The 15,773-nt window shown below is 69.6% G+C and carries 18 protein-coding genes; 14 read left to right on the forward strand and 4 right to left on the reverse strand.

Features of this window, described 5'->3' with window-relative positions; translation table 11 throughout:
- Positions 1–195 precede the first annotated feature (195 nt).
- The 4 genes from JHW45_RS11140 to JHW45_RS11155 all read left to right on the forward strand — a co-directional run bounded on the left by JHW45_RS11140 (position 196) and on the right by JHW45_RS11155 (position 2,343).
- Positions 196–993, forward strand: a complete 798-nt coding sequence (locus JHW45_RS11140; RefSeq protein WP_272857739.1) for a phage major capsid protein — start codon at positions 196–198, stop codon at positions 991–993.
- A gap of 77 nt (positions 994–1,070) precedes the next feature.
- Positions 1,071–1,406 (forward strand): DUF2190 family protein, encoded by a 336-nt coding sequence (locus JHW45_RS11145; protein WP_272857740.1) that lies wholly within the window; start codon positions 1,071–1,073, stop codon positions 1,404–1,406.
- Positions 1,406–1,717, forward strand: a complete 312-nt coding sequence (locus tag JHW45_RS11150; RefSeq protein WP_062563544.1) for a head-tail joining protein — start codon at positions 1,406–1,408, stop codon at positions 1,715–1,717. Before JHW45_RS11145 ends, JHW45_RS11150 begins: the two co-directional genes overlap by 1 nt.
- Positions 1,714–2,343: a DUF6441 family protein gene (locus tag JHW45_RS11155; protein WP_272857741.1), complete on the forward strand. Its 630-nt coding sequence runs from the start codon at positions 1,714–1,716 to the stop codon at positions 2,341–2,343. Before JHW45_RS11150 ends, JHW45_RS11155 begins: the two co-directional genes overlap by 4 nt.
- Positions 2,344–2,393: 50 nt before the next feature.
- Here JHW45_RS11155 and merA read toward each other — a convergent pair whose 3' ends face one another.
- The 4 genes from merA to JHW45_RS11175 are packed head-to-tail and all read right to left on the reverse strand — an operon-like array spanning position 2,394 to position 4,774.
- Positions 2,394–3,830, reverse strand: coding sequence for a mercury(II) reductase (gene merA / locus JHW45_RS11160; RefSeq protein ID WP_272857742.1), 1,437 nt, complete (start codon positions 3,828–3,830; stop codon positions 2,394–2,396).
- Positions 3,823–4,056, reverse strand: a complete 234-nt coding sequence (gene merF, locus JHW45_RS11165; RefSeq protein ID WP_272857743.1) for a mercury resistance system transport protein MerF — start codon at positions 4,054–4,056, stop codon at positions 3,823–3,825. The genes merA and merF overlap by 8 nt, the downstream gene beginning before the upstream one ends.
- A 4-nt stretch (positions 4,057–4,060) precedes the next feature.
- Complete coding sequence (locus JHW45_RS11170; protein ID WP_272857744.1) at positions 4,061–4,366, reverse strand: heavy-metal-associated domain-containing protein; 306 nt, start codon at positions 4,364–4,366, stop codon at positions 4,061–4,063.
- An 18-nt stretch (positions 4,367–4,384) separates the two neighbouring features.
- Entirely contained in the window at positions 4,385–4,774 is a 390-nt protein-coding gene (locus tag JHW45_RS11175; RefSeq protein ID WP_272857745.1) for a mercuric transporter MerT family protein, read from the reverse strand.
- Positions 4,775–4,850: 76 nt separating this feature from the next.
- Here JHW45_RS11175 and JHW45_RS11180 point away from each other — a divergent pair, with 76 nt between their 5' ends.
- The 10 genes from JHW45_RS11180 (at position 4,851) to JHW45_RS11225 (ending at position 15,722) form a co-directional block, all read left to right on the forward strand.
- Positions 4,851–5,276: a MerR family transcriptional regulator gene (locus JHW45_RS11180; RefSeq protein ID WP_272857746.1), complete on the forward strand. Its 426-nt coding sequence runs from the start codon at positions 4,851–4,853 to the stop codon at positions 5,274–5,276.
- Positions 5,273–5,689: an acyl-CoA transferase gene (locus tag JHW45_RS11185; RefSeq protein WP_272857747.1), complete on the forward strand. Its 417-nt coding sequence runs from the start codon at positions 5,273–5,275 to the stop codon at positions 5,687–5,689. The genes JHW45_RS11180 and JHW45_RS11185 overlap by 4 nt, the downstream gene beginning before the upstream one ends.
- Positions 5,690–5,713: 24 nt before the next feature.
- The gene (locus tag JHW45_RS11190) at positions 5,714–6,655 is read left to right on the forward strand and encodes a phage tail tube protein (protein ID WP_272857748.1); all 942 of its coding nucleotides are present in this window, start codon (positions 5,714–5,716) and stop codon (positions 6,653–6,655) included.
- Positions 6,655–7,110, forward strand: a complete 456-nt coding sequence (locus JHW45_RS11195) for a hypothetical protein (protein ID WP_272857749.1) — start codon at positions 6,655–6,657, stop codon at positions 7,108–7,110. The genes JHW45_RS11190 and JHW45_RS11195 overlap by 1 nt, the downstream gene beginning before the upstream one ends.
- Positions 7,111–7,208: 98 nt before the next feature.
- Complete coding sequence (locus JHW45_RS11200) at positions 7,209–7,349, forward strand: DUF7697 family protein (RefSeq protein WP_272857750.1); 141 nt, start codon at positions 7,209–7,211, stop codon at positions 7,347–7,349.
- Entirely contained in the window at positions 7,330–9,747 is a 2,418-nt protein-coding gene (locus tag JHW45_RS11205) for a phage tail tape measure C-terminal domain-containing protein (protein ID WP_272857751.1), read from the forward strand. The genes JHW45_RS11200 and JHW45_RS11205 overlap by 20 nt, the downstream gene beginning before the upstream one ends.
- A 61-nt stretch (positions 9,748–9,808) precedes the next feature.
- Positions 9,809–10,435: a DUF2460 domain-containing protein gene (locus JHW45_RS11210; protein WP_272857752.1), complete on the forward strand. Its 627-nt coding sequence runs from the start codon at positions 9,809–9,811 to the stop codon at positions 10,433–10,435.
- On the forward strand, positions 10,432–11,316 hold the full coding sequence (locus tag JHW45_RS11215; protein ID WP_272857753.1) for a DUF2163 domain-containing protein: 885 nt from the start codon (positions 10,432–10,434) through the stop codon (positions 11,314–11,316). The genes JHW45_RS11210 and JHW45_RS11215 overlap by 4 nt, the downstream gene beginning before the upstream one ends.
- The gene (locus JHW45_RS11220) at positions 11,313–11,747 is read left to right on the forward strand and encodes an NlpC/P60 family protein (protein WP_272857754.1); all 435 of its coding nucleotides are present in this window, start codon (positions 11,313–11,315) and stop codon (positions 11,745–11,747) included. Before JHW45_RS11215 ends, JHW45_RS11220 begins: the two co-directional genes overlap by 4 nt.
- Before the next feature lie 9 nt (positions 11,748–11,756).
- Positions 11,757–15,722, forward strand: a complete 3,966-nt coding sequence (locus tag JHW45_RS11225; protein ID WP_272857755.1) for a baseplate multidomain protein megatron — start codon at positions 11,757–11,759, stop codon at positions 15,720–15,722.
- The last annotated feature ends 51 nt before the right edge of the window (positions 15,723–15,773 follow it).

A 15,773-nucleotide genomic window follows, 5' to 3' on the forward strand; every position in this document is an offset into this window, starting at 1 on the left:
CCAAACTTCATGGGAAAATGATCGAACAGATCAGGGTCAGGAAAACCAGTCCAGGACACAGAGCCACTCGCTCGCCCGCCAGATTTGGACCTGGCCCGCGGATCACCATACCGGCCGGCGGCGCGTGAAAGGCCGCACTATCAGGCCTGACACAAGCACGCACTCGATCAGAAACTCAGAACAAGGCAAATCAACTTGCAAACCGGGCGGCATCCACACAAGGTTCTGGCCACCGACTTCAAGGCCATGCACCGGGTGCAGCTCGGCGAGGCGCCGCAGCTGCTGGAGGTCGGCGAGAGCGGCGAGTTCAAGCGCGGCACGCTCGGTGAGAGCAAGGAGAGCTACAAGGTCAAGACCTATGGCCGGGTGGTCGCCATCACCCGCCAGACGCTGATCAACGACGATCTCGACGCCTTCACCCGGATCCCGGCGATGTACGGCAACTCCATCGCCCAGCTGGAGTCGGATGTGGTCTGGGGCATCATCACCGCAAACCCGGCGATGGCCGACGGCAACGCGCTGTTCCACACCACGCACAAGAACCTCGCGGGCACCGGCGCGGCGCTCGACGTCGGCAGCGTCGGTGCGGCGCGCGCGGCGATGGCCAAGCAGACCGGCCTCGACAAGAAGACCGTGCTGAACGTCCGCCCCGCCTTCCTGATCGTGCCCGCCTCGCTGGAACTGAAGGCCGAGCAGTTGGTCGCCCAGAACCTCGTGCCCGCGGCGACCTCCAGCGTCGTACCGCAGTCGATCCGGACGCTCGCGCCGATCAGCGAGCCTCGGCTCGACGCGGCGAGCGAGACGGCCTGGTATCTGGCGGCCTCGCCGAACCAGATCGACACCATCGAGTACGCCTATCTCGAGGGTCAGCAGGGCGCCTACATCGAGACGCGCAACGGCTTCGACGTCGACGGGGTCGAGATAAAGTGCCGCCTCGACTTCGGCGCCAAGGCCATCGACTGGCGCGGCCTCTACAAGAACCCGGGCGCGTAACCCGCACCCCGTCCTGAACCCTGACATGCGGGCGGTCCTGACGGGCCGCCCTTCGTCTTTCCACGAGGATCACCCCCATGAAAACCTACGTCCAGCCCGGAAACACCATCACCCTGACAGCGCCCTATGCCGTCGCCTCCGGCGATGGCCTGCTCGTCGGCTCCATCTTCGGCATCGCTTCGGGAGCGGCCGCCATCGGCGAGCCTGTCGAGACCGCGCTCGTCGGCGTGTTCGACATCACCAAGGTCGGCTCGCAGGCCTGGACGGTCGGCGCGAAGGTCTACTGGGACGACACCAACAAGCGCACCACGACCGTCGCGACCGACAACACCCTCATCGGCGCGGCCGTCGAGGCGGTGGCGAGCGGCGCCGGCGACACCATCGGCCGGGTGCGCCTGAACGCGACGTTCTGATGTCGGCCTTCGCCGCCGCCATCGGCGCGCTCTTCGCCGATCCGAACATCGGCCGGGACGCGGTCTACATCGCCGACGGCGGTACACCCGTGCTGGTGCGTGCCGTCGCCCGTCGCGCCGACGCGGTCACCGACTTCGGCGACGCGCGGCTCTGGTCCGAAACCACCCGGATCGACCTGCGCGTGGCCGAGGTGGCGAACCCGCGTCCCGGCGACCGCATCGAGATCGACGGCGACGCCTTCCTCATACAGGGCGAGCCGGTCCGCGACCGCGAGCGGCTGGTCTGGACCGTCGACCTGAGGCCCGCGTGAAACTGAAGCTCGACATCGATCCCGACATCGTCGCGATGATGGCGGCGGAGGTGGCGGCCGGGGAACGCGCCGTGACGGCCGCCATGCGTGAGGCTGGAACCGGACTGAAGAGCGCATGGCGGTTGCAGATCACCGGCGCGGGGCTCGGCCGACGGCTCGCCACTTCGATCCGAAGCCAGAACTTCCCGAGGTCAGGCGAAAGCCTCGATGCGGCGGCGCTGGTCTGGTCGAAGGCGCCGGTCATCGTCGGCGCGCATGACGCCGGCCCGCTGATCCGCTCGAAGAACGGGTTCTGGCTGGCGATCCCGCTGCCTGCCGCGGGCAAGTCCCTGCGCGGCGGCCGGATCACTCCCGGCGAATGGGAGCGGCGACGCGGCCTCCGCCTGCGCTTCGTCTATCGCCGGACAGGCCCGAGCCTGCTGGTCGCCGAGGGGCGGCTGAACACGAAGGGTCAGGCGGTGGTGTCGCGCTCGAAGACCGGGCGCGGCAAGGTCACCGCGCCGATCTTCCTGCTGGTGCCGCAGGTCAAGCTGCCGAAGCGGCTGGATCTGGCGCGGGATACAGACCGGGCGTTGGACAGCGTGCCGGGGCTGATCGTGGCGAACTGGGTGGGGGGTAGGTTGTGATCGCATCGATGCGCAATCTTGCTCGGCAGCCACGAAACCGACGGCTCGGGTTACCCCGCGCAGCACGACAGCTTCGCGACATCCTTGTCGAAGGTCTGCGCGGCGAGCTTCAGCCCCTCTACCGTGGTCAGATAGAGGAAGATCGTCTCGCCGAGCGCCTTTGTCGTCATGCCGAACTTGAGCGCCATGGCGAGCGTCTGGACACTGTCGGCTCCCTCCGGCGCCATGATCACGCCGCCCAGGAGGCGGTCGGTCGCCCGGTCCGCGACGAGCTTGATCAGGCCGCGCGTGTCGCGGGCGGCGAGCGCGCGGGGCACGTTGTCGAGCGTCAGCACACTGGTCTTGACGTCATGACCCGCGGCGCGCGCCTGCGCCTCGGTCAGCCCGACGCCGGCGACCTGCGGATCGGTGAACACCACCCACGGCATCGCGGCGTTGTCGTAGCGCTCCGCCCCGCCCAGAACGGCGTTGCGGGACGCGAGCTTGGCGCCATAGGCGGCCATGTAGACGAACTGGTCGCGGTCGGTCACATCGCCCGCCGCGAAGATGCCGGCCTTCGTGGTCTGCATGTCGTCGCCCACCCGGATCGCGCCACGCGCGTCGGTCTCGACGCCCATCTCCGCGAGGCCCAGCCCCTCGGTGTTGGCTGCGCGTCCCGTCGTCAGGACGAGGCGGTCGGCCGTCAGATCGCGGTCTGCGCCGTCCACCGTCACCGTCAGGACCGCACGGGCCCCGTCGCGCCGTGCGGCGTCGTAGGTCGCGCCATCGAGTATGTTAAGACCTTCGGCGCGCAAAACCTCACTGAGCGCTTCGGACACCTCCGGCTCGGTGCGCGGCAACAGGCGCGAGCGGCAGACGATGGTAACCCGCGTGCCCATCCGCGCCATCATCTGCGCCAGCTCCACGCCGATATAGCCGCCGCCGAGAAAGATCAGGCTTTCGGGCAACCGGTCCAGCTCCAGCAGCGACGTGCTGTCGAGCGTTGGTGCGTCCTGGATCCCAGGGATGTCGGGCACGGCGGGTCGGCCACCGGTCGCGACGATCACCTTGGGAGCCGTGATCCTGCGCCCGCCGACCTCGACCCCGCCGAGGACGAGACGCGCCGGACCCTCGTCGAGATAGGTCACACCGCCGTAGCCCGGCAGCAGATCGGCGTACTTCTTCTGGCGCAGTGTCGCGACAAGATCGTCCTTGGCCGCAATCAGCGCCGACCAGTCGGCGACCTGCGCCTCGCTGTTCAGGCCCGGGAACCGATGTGCTGTCTGCGCACCGTGCAGGGCTTCCGCGGCCCGGATCATCGTCTTGGAGGGCACACAGCCCACGTTCACGCAGGTCCCGCCGATGGTGCCGTGGCCGATCAGCGCGACGCGCTTTCCACCTTCCGCAGCGGTGATCGCGGCCGAGAACCCGGCCGATCCGGCGCCGATCACGGCAAGGTCGAAATCGCCCTTGGGCGCGCAACAATCGTCTTTCATCAAGTCATCCATCCGTTCGAGTGGTCTGGCGCCGCTGCCGCCGCCAGACCGCATACACGGTCAGTGCGACGAAGAAGGCGAGAGCGGGCAGCAAAACGTAGTCGAGCCAGCCCAGCCAGGCCGACAGTCCCACGGCGCCCAGAAGCACCACGAGCACCGGCGTGAAGCAGCAGAGCGCGGCGAAGACGGTGCCGACGATCCCTGTCGCGATCAGCTTCCGGTCGGACTGCTCGGTCATCCCGTCAGCCCGCGACGCGTGCCGGGTAGCCTGCATTGGCCGACGCGGTTGCGATGGCTTCGGCGCTGGTCGCGGCGGTGTCGAAGATCACCGTTGCGGTGCGCGCCTCGAAGTCGATCTCGACGGCGCGCACGCCCGCGACGCCCTCCATCGCGCGCTTCACGGTGATCGGACACAGCGCGCATGTCATGTTGTCGACCGCGAAGGTGACGGTCTGCTCCGCGGCGACGGCCTGCGCGGCAGCAGGGATGGCCGTGATGGGTGCTGTGGCGGTCAGGCCGAACAGAACAAGTGCAAGGATCTTCTTCATGGGGATATCCTTTCGGGGTCAGTAGAGAAGCGGGGCCCACCAGTCGATGGTGAGGGCTGCGAGAACGAGGATGAGGGAGGCCCAGAGCGCGGTCTTGGTGATGCGCGCCGAGGATGGGCGCGCACAGTAGGAACCGGGTTCGCAGACGGTCGGCTTGCGGAAATAGACCTGCCAGAAACCCGCCCCGATGAAGCCGAGCGCGATCACGGCGAAGATCGGCTTGTAAGGCTCCAGCGCCGTGAGGTTGCCGATCCAGGCCCCCGAGATGCCGAGGGTCAGCAGCACCAGCGGCCCGATGCAGCAGGCCGAGGCGAGAAAGGCGCCCACCACACCGCCCGCCGCGAGCCAGCCCTTTCGGGCACGGCGATCCGCTGCTGAGGTGTCCGTTCCGTCGTCCGTCAGCGCCATGTCGCGCACCTCTCGTCTGTGATTGAGGAGAGGTGTAGGGTCTGTAGCAACTACAGGCTCAAGAGGAAACTTGCCCATGACCGATCACGAGCGCGAGAGCGACTTAACACGCGGCGACCTGGCCCGGGCGACCGGCTGCAACATCGAGACGATCCGCTATTACGAGAAGACCGGCCTGCTGCCCGACCCGCCCCGCACGGACGCCGGCTACCGGGTCTATTCCGCCGCACACGCCACACGCCTCCGCTTCATCCTGCGGGCCCGCGAACTCGGGTTCTCGATGGAGGACATCCGCGGGCTGATGGGGCTCGGAGACGGCGCCGCGCCGACCTGCGCGGAGGTCAAGGAACGGACGGAGCGGCACCTTGCCGATGTCCGCGCGAGGATCGCGGATCTTCGGCGCATCGAAGCCGTCCTCGCTGCAACCGCATCCAGGTGTTCGGGCGCCGAAGTCCCCGACTGTCCGGTGCTCGACGCAATTTCCAACTCGGCCGACCCATGACACCTCGCGAAACCATCCTCGCCGCGCTGCACGCGCGGCTCTCGGCGCTTCCCGCCACCGCGCTCCGCGGCGAGATGCTGCCCGAGCGCGTTCCGAACGAGGGGCTGCTGATCCTGCGCGACGGCGAACCGGGCGAGCCCGAGGTGACGCTCTCGCCGCTGCGCTACCAATACCAGCACCGGGCCGAGATCGAGGCGGTCGTGCAGGGCGCCGAGCGTGACGCCGCCTTCGACGCGCTGACCGCCAGCATCGGCACGGCGCTCGCCGCCGACCGCACGTTGGGCGGGCTCTGCGACTGGGTCGAGGCGGAAGCGCCGCGTCCGGTCGATCTGCCCGTCGAGGGCGCGGCGAGCATGAAGGCCGCCGTCATACCGGTCGTGCTGCACTATTCCACGGCCGACCCGCTGGCCTGACCCCGACAACCTGAGGAGAACACCATGGCACGAGCCCAGGGGGCGCGGGCGCTGATGGCGCTTGCGTTCGAGACGACCTATGGAACGCCGCCTGCCAGCGGCTTCACCCGCATGCCTTTCGCCAGCACTTCGCTCGGCGCGGAGCAGCCGCTGCTGAACTCGGAGTTGCTGGGCTACGGCCGCGATCCGCTGGCGCCGATCAAGGACGCGGTGACGGCCGATGGCGATGTCGTGGTGCCGCTCGACGCGGAAGCCTTCGGCTTCTGGCTGAAGGCGGCGTTCGGCACCCCGACCACCACGGGCGCGGAGGCGCCGTACACCCACGAGTTCCAGTCGGGGTCCTGGACGCTGCCCAGCATGTCGATCGAGACCGGCATGCCGGAGGTGCCGCGCTTCGCGATGTATTCCGGTTGCGTGCTCGACCAGATCAGCTGGCAGATGCAGCGCTCGGGCCTGCTGACCGCGACGGCGCGGCTGGTGGCGCAGGGCGAGACGGTGGGGACGACGACCAGCGCAGGCACACCGGCGGCGCTGGAATTGAAGCGCTTCGGGCATTTCAACGGCTCGATCACGCGCAATGGCACGGCGCTCGGCAACGTGGTCTCGGCCGAGATCACCTACGCCAACAACCTCGACCGGATCGAGACCATCCGCTCGGACGGGCGCATCGACGGCGCGGACCCGTCCATCGCGGCGCTGACCGGCCGGATCGAGGTCCGCTTCGCCGACCAGACGCTGGTGACGCAGGCGATCAACGGCGATCCCTGCGAGATGGAATTCGCCTACGTGCTGCCCTCGAGCGAGAGCTTCACCTTCACAGTGCACGCCGTCTACCTGCCGCGCCCGCGTATCGAGATTTCCGGGCCTCAGGGCGTGCAGGCGACCTTCGACTGGCAGGCCGCGCGCGACAGCGTCGTCGGCCGGATGTGCACCGCCACCCTCGTGAACGACGTGGAGAGTTACTGATGCTGACGCTCGATTTGACCAGCGCGCCGCGCTGGCATGACCTCGCGCCCGGCGTCCGGGTTCAACTCCGCCCGCTGACCACCGCCCTGATGGTGGCGACGCGCAGCGACCCCGTAGTGGAGGCGGTCCCCGAGGAGGCCTCGGACGAGGAACGCGCCGTCGCTTTCGCGAAGGCGCTCGCGCGGCGTGCCGTGCTCGTCTGGGACGGCATCGGCGACGCCGACGGCAACCCCATCGACCCAAGCCCCGAGGCCATCGACGCGCTGCTCGATGTCTGGCCGATCTTCGAGGCCTTCCAGCTGACCTATGTCTCGAAGGGTCTGCTGCTGGAGCAGGAAAAAAACGTCTCCGCGCTCTCGCCGAGTGGTCCTTCGGCGGGGGCGACCGCTACTGCGAGGGTTGCGAACCCTGCGAAGGCAGCCCGCAAGCCTGCCCGGACTGCCCGGCGCGGCTGAACCGGCCGGAAACTCCGGAGGGTTGGCAGGTCTGGGACCTCGTCGGCCGCCTCGGAGGCCAGCTCCGCGTTCTGCCGGGCGCGGTGATCGGCTGGGACATGTCGGCCGCGCTGGTGCTCGCGGGCGCGCTCGGCGTGCCGCCGCTCGCCATGGCCGAACTGCTGCCCGTCATCGAAGCGGTGATGGTCACCAAGCTCAACGAACAGATGGATCACTCCCATGGCGGAAAAACGGGTTAGCGTCCGCCTCGCGGCCGTGGGCGGACGGCAGGTGCGCGCCGAGCTGGAAGGTGTCGGTGAGGCCGGGTCGCGTGGCTTCGGGCGGCTTAGCCGCGAGATGGAGGCTGCCAACGCCCGGCTCGCAGCCTTCTCGCGGCGGGTGCGGGTCGCGGCCGCTGCCGCCGTGGCAGCCGCTGCAGCCGCGGGCGTGGCGATGATCCGGTCCGGCCTGCAGACGGTCGATGCACAGGCCAAGCTCGCCCAGTCGCTCGGCACCACCGTCGCCTCGATCCAGACGCTGGAGCGCGCGGGCGAGCTGGCCGGTGTGTCGATGTCCGGCATCGAGCAGGCCACCAAGGATCTGACGCGCCGTCTCAGCCAGGCGGCCGCCGAGACCGGTCCAGCCGCCGACGCGCTCGACCGGCTGGGCCTTTCCGCCAACGAGCTGATCGCCCTGCCGCTGGACCAGCGCGTGGGTGCGATCAACGCCGCCATCGAGAGCTTCGTGCCCGCCGCCGAACGCGCGGCTGTCGCGGGCCAGCTTTTCGGCGAAGAAGGCTCGATCGCCATGTCGCGGATCGACACCGCGACGCTGCGCCAGGCGACCGAGGACGTCCTCGCCTTCGGTGTCGTCGTCTCCGAACAGGACGCCGACCAGATCGAGCGGACGAACGATGCCATCTCCCGGCTCGGGCTGATCTGGCGCGGGCTGTCGAACCAGCTGGCGGTTGCCGCCGCACCCGCACTGGAAGCGGTCGCAGATGCGATGGCGTCTGTTTCAAGCCGCACCGGGCCTCTGGGCATCGCGATCCGCGGGCTCTTCGACAACATCGGCCGCCTGACCACCTATGCCGCCACCTTCGCAGCTTTCCTCGCCGGTCGCTGGGTCGCCGGCATGGCTGCGGCGGCGCTCTCCGTGCGGGGCCTCGCCACGGCGTTGGTCGTCCTGCGCGGGGCGCTGATCCGCACCGGCATCGGCGCGCTGATCGTCGGCGCGGGCGAGCTCGTCTACCAGTTCACCCGTCTCGTCTCTGGCGCGGGCGGCTTCGGCGAGGCGATGTCGCTCCTGAAGGACCTCGCGGTCGAGGTCTGGGAGCGGATCAGGATGGGTGCGGCGGCGGCGGGTGCGGCCGCCACGGCGATGTTCTTCGACCTGAAGGCGGATGCGGCCTCGGGCATGCAGAGCGCCATCGAGAGCGTGGTGGGCTTCGGCAACACCGCCGCGAACACGTTCGAGGGCGCCTACGAGGCGATCAAGGCGATCTGGGGCCTGCTGCCTGCTGCCATCGGCGATCTGGCGTTCCAGGCGGCCAACAGCCTGGTCGACGGCGTCGAGGCGATGCTGAACGGCGTGGTCTCGCGCATCAACGGCTTCATTGGCGGCATCAACCAGGGGCTAGAAGCGCTGGGGTCGGAGCGCCGCATCACGCTGGTGCCCGACCTCGATCTCGGCGAGATCGAGAACCGCTTCGAGGGGGCAGCCAGTGCCGCCACGACGGCGGCGCAGGCGGCGTTCGACAGGGCCTTCGAGGACAACCCGCTGACCGCGCCCGATCTCGGTCTGACCGATGCGGCGAACCGCGCGCTCGACTCCGCGAACCTCTATCGCGGCGCCGCGCGCGATCTGGCGGAAGGGGCGCGTGCACCCCTCGAAAGCTGGCAGGCCCTGCGCGACGCGGTTCGCAGCACCGACGAGGCCAGTACCGATGCGCTGACCGAGGCCACCGGCGCGGCCGAGCGGCTGGAGACGGCGCTCGGCGATGCGGGACGGGCCGCGACGGGTGCTGGTGCGGCGGCCGGAGCTGCTGCCGCTGCGGCAGAGCCCGCGACCGAGGCGGCCGTCACGGGCTGGCAGGCGGTCACCGCCGCGCTGTCGGACTACGCCAGCAAGGCGCGGGAAATCGGCGGCGACATTGGCCAGAGCCTCGTCGGCGCCTTCCAGTCGGCCGAGAACGCGGTGGGCCAGTTCGTGCGGACCGGCAAGCTGAACTTTCGCGATCTGGTGACGTCGCTGCTGGCCGATCTCGCCCAACTGGCGGCGCGGCGGTTCATCCTCGGGCCGATCGCCAATGCGCTCTCCGGCGCGTTCTCCGGCGCGGGCGGCATCTTCGCCAATGTGCTCCACGCTGGCGGGATGGTCGGATCGGCTGGACCCTCGCGGATGGTTCCCGCGATGGCCTTCGCCTCTGCCCCACGAATGCATGGCGGCGGAATGGCCGGACTTCGCCATGACGAGGTGCCCGCGATCCTGCAGCGCGGTGAGCGGGTGCTGTCGCGGCGCGAGGCCCAGAGCTACGGCGCGGGCGGCGGCGTCACCGTCACCATCATGGCCCGCGACGCCGAGAGCTTCCGCCAGTCGCGCACGCAGGTCGCCGCCGACATCGCCCGGGCCGTGTCGCTCGGGCGGAGGGGTATGTGAGTGCGACCCCGCAAGTGGGAACCGGCTGCGGGGGCCAGAGCGCGAACCATGGAGAGACTTGATGGCGTTTCACGAGGTCCGGTTTCCCGACAATATCAGCCGGGGCGCGCGTGGCGGGCCGGAGCGGCGCACGCAGATCGTCGAGCTCGCCTCGGGCGACGAGGAGAGGAACGCCAGCTGGGCCAACTCGCGCCGCCGTTACGATGTCGCCTACGGCATCCGCCGCGCGGACGATCTCGCCGCCGTCGTCGCCTTCTTCGAGGCGCGGAACGGTCGCCTCCACGGTTTCCGCTTCAAGGACTGGGGCGACCACAAGTCTTGCTTGCCTTCGGGCACGCCATCGCCGACCGACCAGGCGATCGGCTCCGGCGATGGCGCGACGACCGTCTTCCAGCTGGTGAAGCGCTACGCCTCCGGCGCGCAATCCTGGACTCGCACGATCGCCAAGCCGGTCGCCGGCACGGTCCGCATCACGCTCGATGGCGCGGAGCAGCTCGGCGGCTGGTCCGTCGACACGACCACCGGCTTGGTGACCTTCGAAAGCGCGCCCGCCGAGGGCGTCGCCATCACCGCGGGCTTCGCCTTCGACGTGCCGGTCCGCTTCGACACCGACGTGCTCGATGTAACGCTAGACCTCGAGCGGCTCGGCTCGATCACTTCCATTCCGCTTCTGGAACTGCGCCGATGAAGACTCTCAATCCCGCCCTGCAGGCCCATCTTGAAGTGGGCACGACCACGCTCGCCTGGTGCTGGCGGATCGCCCGCGCCGATGGCGTCACCTTCGGCTTCACCGATCACGACCGGACGCTCGCCTTCGATGGCACTGACTTCGAGCCCGAGAGCGGGCTCACGGCCTCAGAGGTGCGCTCGGGCTCGGACCTGTCGGTCGATGCGCAGGATGCCGAGGGCGTGCTGACCTCCGACCGGATCACCGAGACCGACATCCTCGACGGCCGCTGGGACAACGCCGAGGTCGAGGTCTGGCGCGTGAACTGGACCAACACCGGCCAGCGCGTGCTGATGCGGCGCGGGGCGATAGGCCAGATCCGGCGTGGGCGGCTCGCCTTCGTCGCGGAGGTCCGCTCGCTCGCGCATGTGCTGGGCCAGACAGTCGGGCGGACCTTCCAGGCGACCTGCGATGCCGCGCTCGGGGACGCCCGCTGCGGCGTCGATCTCGAGGATCCGGCCTACAAGGGAACCGGCGCCGTCATCGATCTCCTGCGCGACAGGGCCTTCACCGCCTCGGGGCTCGGCGGGTTCGCTTCTGGCTGGTTCACCTTCGGCACCATCGAATGGACGAGCGGCGCGAACGCGGGGCGGCGCACCGAGGTGCTGGGCCATGACGTAGCGGACTGCATCGCCGTGCTGACCCTGCTCGAGGCGCCGGTGCGCGCGATCGCCGAAGACGATGCCTTCACCATCCGCGCGGGCTGCGACAAGCGGATCGAGACCTGTGGCGCGAAGTTCGCCAACACCGCCAACTTCCGCGGCTTCCCGCACATCCCGGGCCAGGACACAGTTCTACGCTACGCCACGAAGGATGGCGGGCATGAGGGGTCCGTGCTGTGACCTCCGCCGATCCCACCCGCGTCATCGCAATTGCGCGCTCCTGGCTCGGCACGCCGTATCACGATCAGGCCAGCCTGCGCGGCATCGGCTGCGACTGCCTTGGGTTGGCGCGGGGCGTCTGGCGCGAGGTCGTCGGCCCCGAGCCGTTCCCGATCCCGCCCTATAGCCGCGACTGGGGCGAGACCGGCCCCCGCGAGGTTCTAGCCGAGGGTGCGCGGCGGATGATGATCGAGATGCAACCAACGGCAGCCGGTCCCGGTGCGCTGGTCCTGTTCCGCATGAAGCCTCGCGCCATCGCCAAGCATGTCGGGATCCTGACTGGTCCCGACACCTTCCTCCACGCTTATGAGCGGCTCGGCGTGACCGAGGAACCGTTCACCCCATCCTGGCGGCGGCGCATCGCCTTCGCCTTCCTGTTCCCGCAACGCTGAGACCCGAACATGGCCACCCTCGTTCTCGGTGCCGCTGGCGCCGCCATTGGCGGCAGCATCGGCGGCGCGATCCTTGGTGTCAGCGCCGCGACCATCGGCGGTTTCATCGGCTCCACCATCGGCTCTGTCGTCGACAGCTGGATCGTCTCTTCGCTCGCGCCCACGCAGCGTATCGAGGGCGCGCGGCTCGACACGCTCCGCATCACCTCCGCCACCGAAGGCGCGGTCATCCCTCGGCTCTATGGCCGGATGCGGATGGGCGGCAACATCATCTGGGCGACCGATTTCCGCGAGGAGACGAAGACCACCACGCAGGGCGGCGGCAAGGGCGGCGGGGGCGGCAAGGTCAAGACGACCGAGTATCTGTACTACGCCTCCTTCGCCGTGGCGCTCTGCGAAGGCCCGATCACCGGGATCGGGCGCATCTGGGCCGACGGCAAGCCGATGGACCTCTCCGGCGTCACCTGGCGCTGGTATCCCGGCGACGAGACGCAGACGGCGGACCCGTTCATCGCCGCGAAGATGGGCGCGGCCAACACCCCCGCCTATCGCGGTACGGCCTATGTGGTCTTCGAGGAGCTGGCGCTCTCGACTTATGGCAACCGCCTGCCGCAGCTCTCCTTCGAGGTGTTCCGGCCGCTCGCCGATCCCGACACTGCCGAAGGGCTGACCCGCGCCGTCACCATGATCCCGGCCTCGGGCGAGTTCACCTACGCGACGCAGGCCATCCGCAAGACCGATGGCGGCGCGACGGTGCCCGAGAACCTGAACGCGCTGGCCGACTCCACGGACATGGTGGAGGCGCTGGACCGGCTGCAGGCGATGGCGCCCGCGGTCGAGAGCGTCAGCCTCGTGGTGGCGTGGTTCGGCGACGATCTGCGGGCGGGCTCCTGCAAGGTGCGGCCCGGCGTCGAGGTGTCGGCCAAATCCACCACGCCCGCCAGCTGGTCGGTGAACGGCGTGAGCCGCACCAATGCCTTCCTTGTGAGCCGCGACGATCAGGACCGCCCCGTCTATGGCGGCACGCCGTCCGACTTCGCGGTGGTGCAGGCGATCCAGGAGATGAAGGCGCGCGGGCTGCGTGTGACATTCTACCCGTTCATCCTGATGGACGTGCCGCCCGGCAACAGCCTGCCGAACCCGTATTCCGACAACGCCGCCGGGACCGGCCAGCCCGCTTTCCCCTGGCGGGGCCGGATCACCTGTTCGCCTGCAGCGGGGTTCGCCGGGACCGTCGACAAGACCGCCACGGCCGCAAGCCAGGTCGCGGCGCTGTTCGGCGCGGCCACGCCTGCGAGCTTCAGCGTCTTGGGTCAGTCGGTTTCGTGGGCAGGCACGCCTGGCGACTGGGGCCTGCGGCGGATGGTGCTGCACTACGCCCATCTCTGCGCGGCGGCAGGCGGGGTCGATGCGTTCCTCATCGGCACCGAGATGCCGGGGCTGACAACGATCCGCTCGGGCGCCAGCGCCTATCCGGCGGTGCAGGCCTATCGGGACCTCCTCGCGGATGTCCGCTCGATCCTCGGGTCCGGCACCAGGATCGGCTATGCGGCCGACTGGAGCGAGTATTTCGGGCACCAGCCGGGCGATGGCAGCGGCGACGTGTTCTTCCACCTCGACCCGCTCTGGGCCGATCCGGAGATCGATTTCGTCGGGATCGACAACTACATGCCGCTGTCGGACTGGCGCGACGGGTTCGAGCACGCGGATGCGGCCGAGGGCTGGCCCGCGATCTACGACCGGGCCTACCTGCAGGGGAACATCGCGGGGGGCGAAGGCTTCGACTGGTTCTATGCCAGCGCGGCGGATCGCACCGCGCAGGTGCGGACCCCGATCACTGACGGCGCGGCGGCCAAGCCGTGGGTCTTCCGCTACAAGGATCTGCGCGCCTGGTGGTCGAACGCGCATTACGACCGGCCGGGCGGGGTGGAGAGCGGGACGCCGACGGCATGGACGCCGCAATCCAAGCCGATCTGGTTCACCGAGTTGGGCTGTCCCGCCATCGACCGGGGCACCAACCAGCCCAACGTCTTCTTCGACCCGAAGTCCTCGGAAAGCTTCACGCCGCATTTCTCGCGGGGCTGGCGCGACGACGCGATCCAGCGGGCCTATCTCGAGGCGACGTATCTCTGGTGGGGCACCCCGGCGAACAACCCACTCTCGTCGGTCTACGGTGGCCGGATGGTGCATGTGCCCGAATGCGCCGCCTGGACCTGGGACGCGCGGCCCTATCCGTTCTTCCCGGCGCTGACCGACGTCTGGACGGACGGCGCGAACTGGCGGCTCGGCCACTGGCTGACGGGGCGGCTCGGGGCGGTGTCGCTTGCCGCGCTCGTGCGGCACCTCTGCCTGCGCGCCGGGCTGCCCGAGGACCGCATCGACGTCACCGGGCTTTGGGGCGCGGTCGAGGGCTACGCCATCACGGCGCTGGAGAGTCCGCGCGCGTCGATCACCACGCTGTCGCGCCACTTCGGCTTCGACGCCGTGGAGACCGAGGGCGTGATCCGTTTCATCATGCGTGGCCGGGCGTCGGTCGCCACGTTCGATCCCGACGATCTTGTGGCCGCCCGCGAGGGCGACGTGCTGGAACTGACGCGGGGCCAGGAGACGGAACTGCCGCAGGCGCTGAAGTGGCAGGTCGCCCGCGCCGACGAGGATTACGACGCGGCCCTCGTCGAGGCGCGGCGCATCACCGTCGACACGACACGGATCGCCTCGGAGAGCTTCCCGATGGCGGTGCCGCCCGAGGAAGCCGAGCGGCGCTGCCGCCGCGCGCTGATGGAGGCGTGGGTGGGGCGCGAGACGGCGGCATTCCGTCTGCCGCCCTCGCGGCTCGCGCTCGATCCGGCGGACCCGATCCGGCTCGCCCATGACGGGCGGCTGGTCGACCTGCGGCTCGTCTCCATCGCCGACGCGGAGGCTCGCGGCATCGAGGCGGTCCGCCAGGATCGCGCGACCTACGACCTGCCGCCCGGCGATCCCCGCGCGGCGTCGCTGACGCGCGCCGTGGTGTTCGGCGCGCCGGACGCGGTGCTGATGGACCTGCCGCAGCTGACCGAGGACCAGCCCGCGCACCGGCCGCTGGTCGCGGCGCACGCCGTTCCTTGGCCGGGCGAGATGGCGGTGTTCCGCAGCCCCTCGACCGATAGCTTCGATCTGCTGACCACGTTTGGCAGCCGCGCCCGGATCGGCACGCTGGTGTCGGACTTCTACCCGGGCCCCATGTCGCGCTTCGATCTCGGAAACGCGCTGGTGGTCGAATTGCTGACCGGCACGCTGGAGAGCGTCACCGACCTAACGCTGTTCGGCGGGGCGAACGCGCTCGCGATCGAGAGCGTGCCAGGCGTCTGGGAGATCGTACAGGCGGGCGCGGCGGAGCTTCTGGCGCCCGGGCGGTATCGCCTGACCCGACTCCTCCGCGGTCAGCGCGGCACGGAAGGCGCGATGGGCAATCCGGCGCCTGCGGGCGCGCGGGTGGTGGTGCTCGACGACAGCCTCGCGTCCCTGCCGATCGACGAGGCCGATCTCGGATTGCCGTGGAACTGGTGCATCGGCCCAGCCAGCCGCCCGGTCAGCGACGAGACCTATGTGGCGCAGGTCTTCACGCCCGAAGGCGTCGGACTGCGACCCTTCTCTGTCGCCCATGTCGAGCAGCCGTGGCGTCGCCCACGCACGCCCGGCGATCTGACGATCCGCTGGACGCGCCGGTCGCGCGCGCTTTCGGCCGACAGCTGGGGCGGGCTTGAGGTGCCGCTGGCCGAGGAACTGGAGGCCTATGAGGTCGAGATCCTCGACGGCACCGCCGTGACGCGCGTGCTGAGCACGCCCACCACGAGCGCGATCTACACCGCCGCCCAGCAGACCGCCGACTGGGGCGCGCCGCTCGACCCCGGCGAGAGCCTCACCGTCCGCATCTTCCAGCTCTCCGCCCTCGTCGGGCGGGGCGCGCCCAAGACCGTCACGCTGATACTCTGAGGCATCGCAATGAGTTCTGGAAGAGCACGCATCCTGCGGCGTAAGCTTGGG

Source organism: Paracoccus stylophorae (genome assembly GCF_028553765.1).
GTDB lineage: Bacteria > Pseudomonadota > Alphaproteobacteria > Rhodobacterales > Rhodobacteraceae > Paracoccus > Paracoccus stylophorae.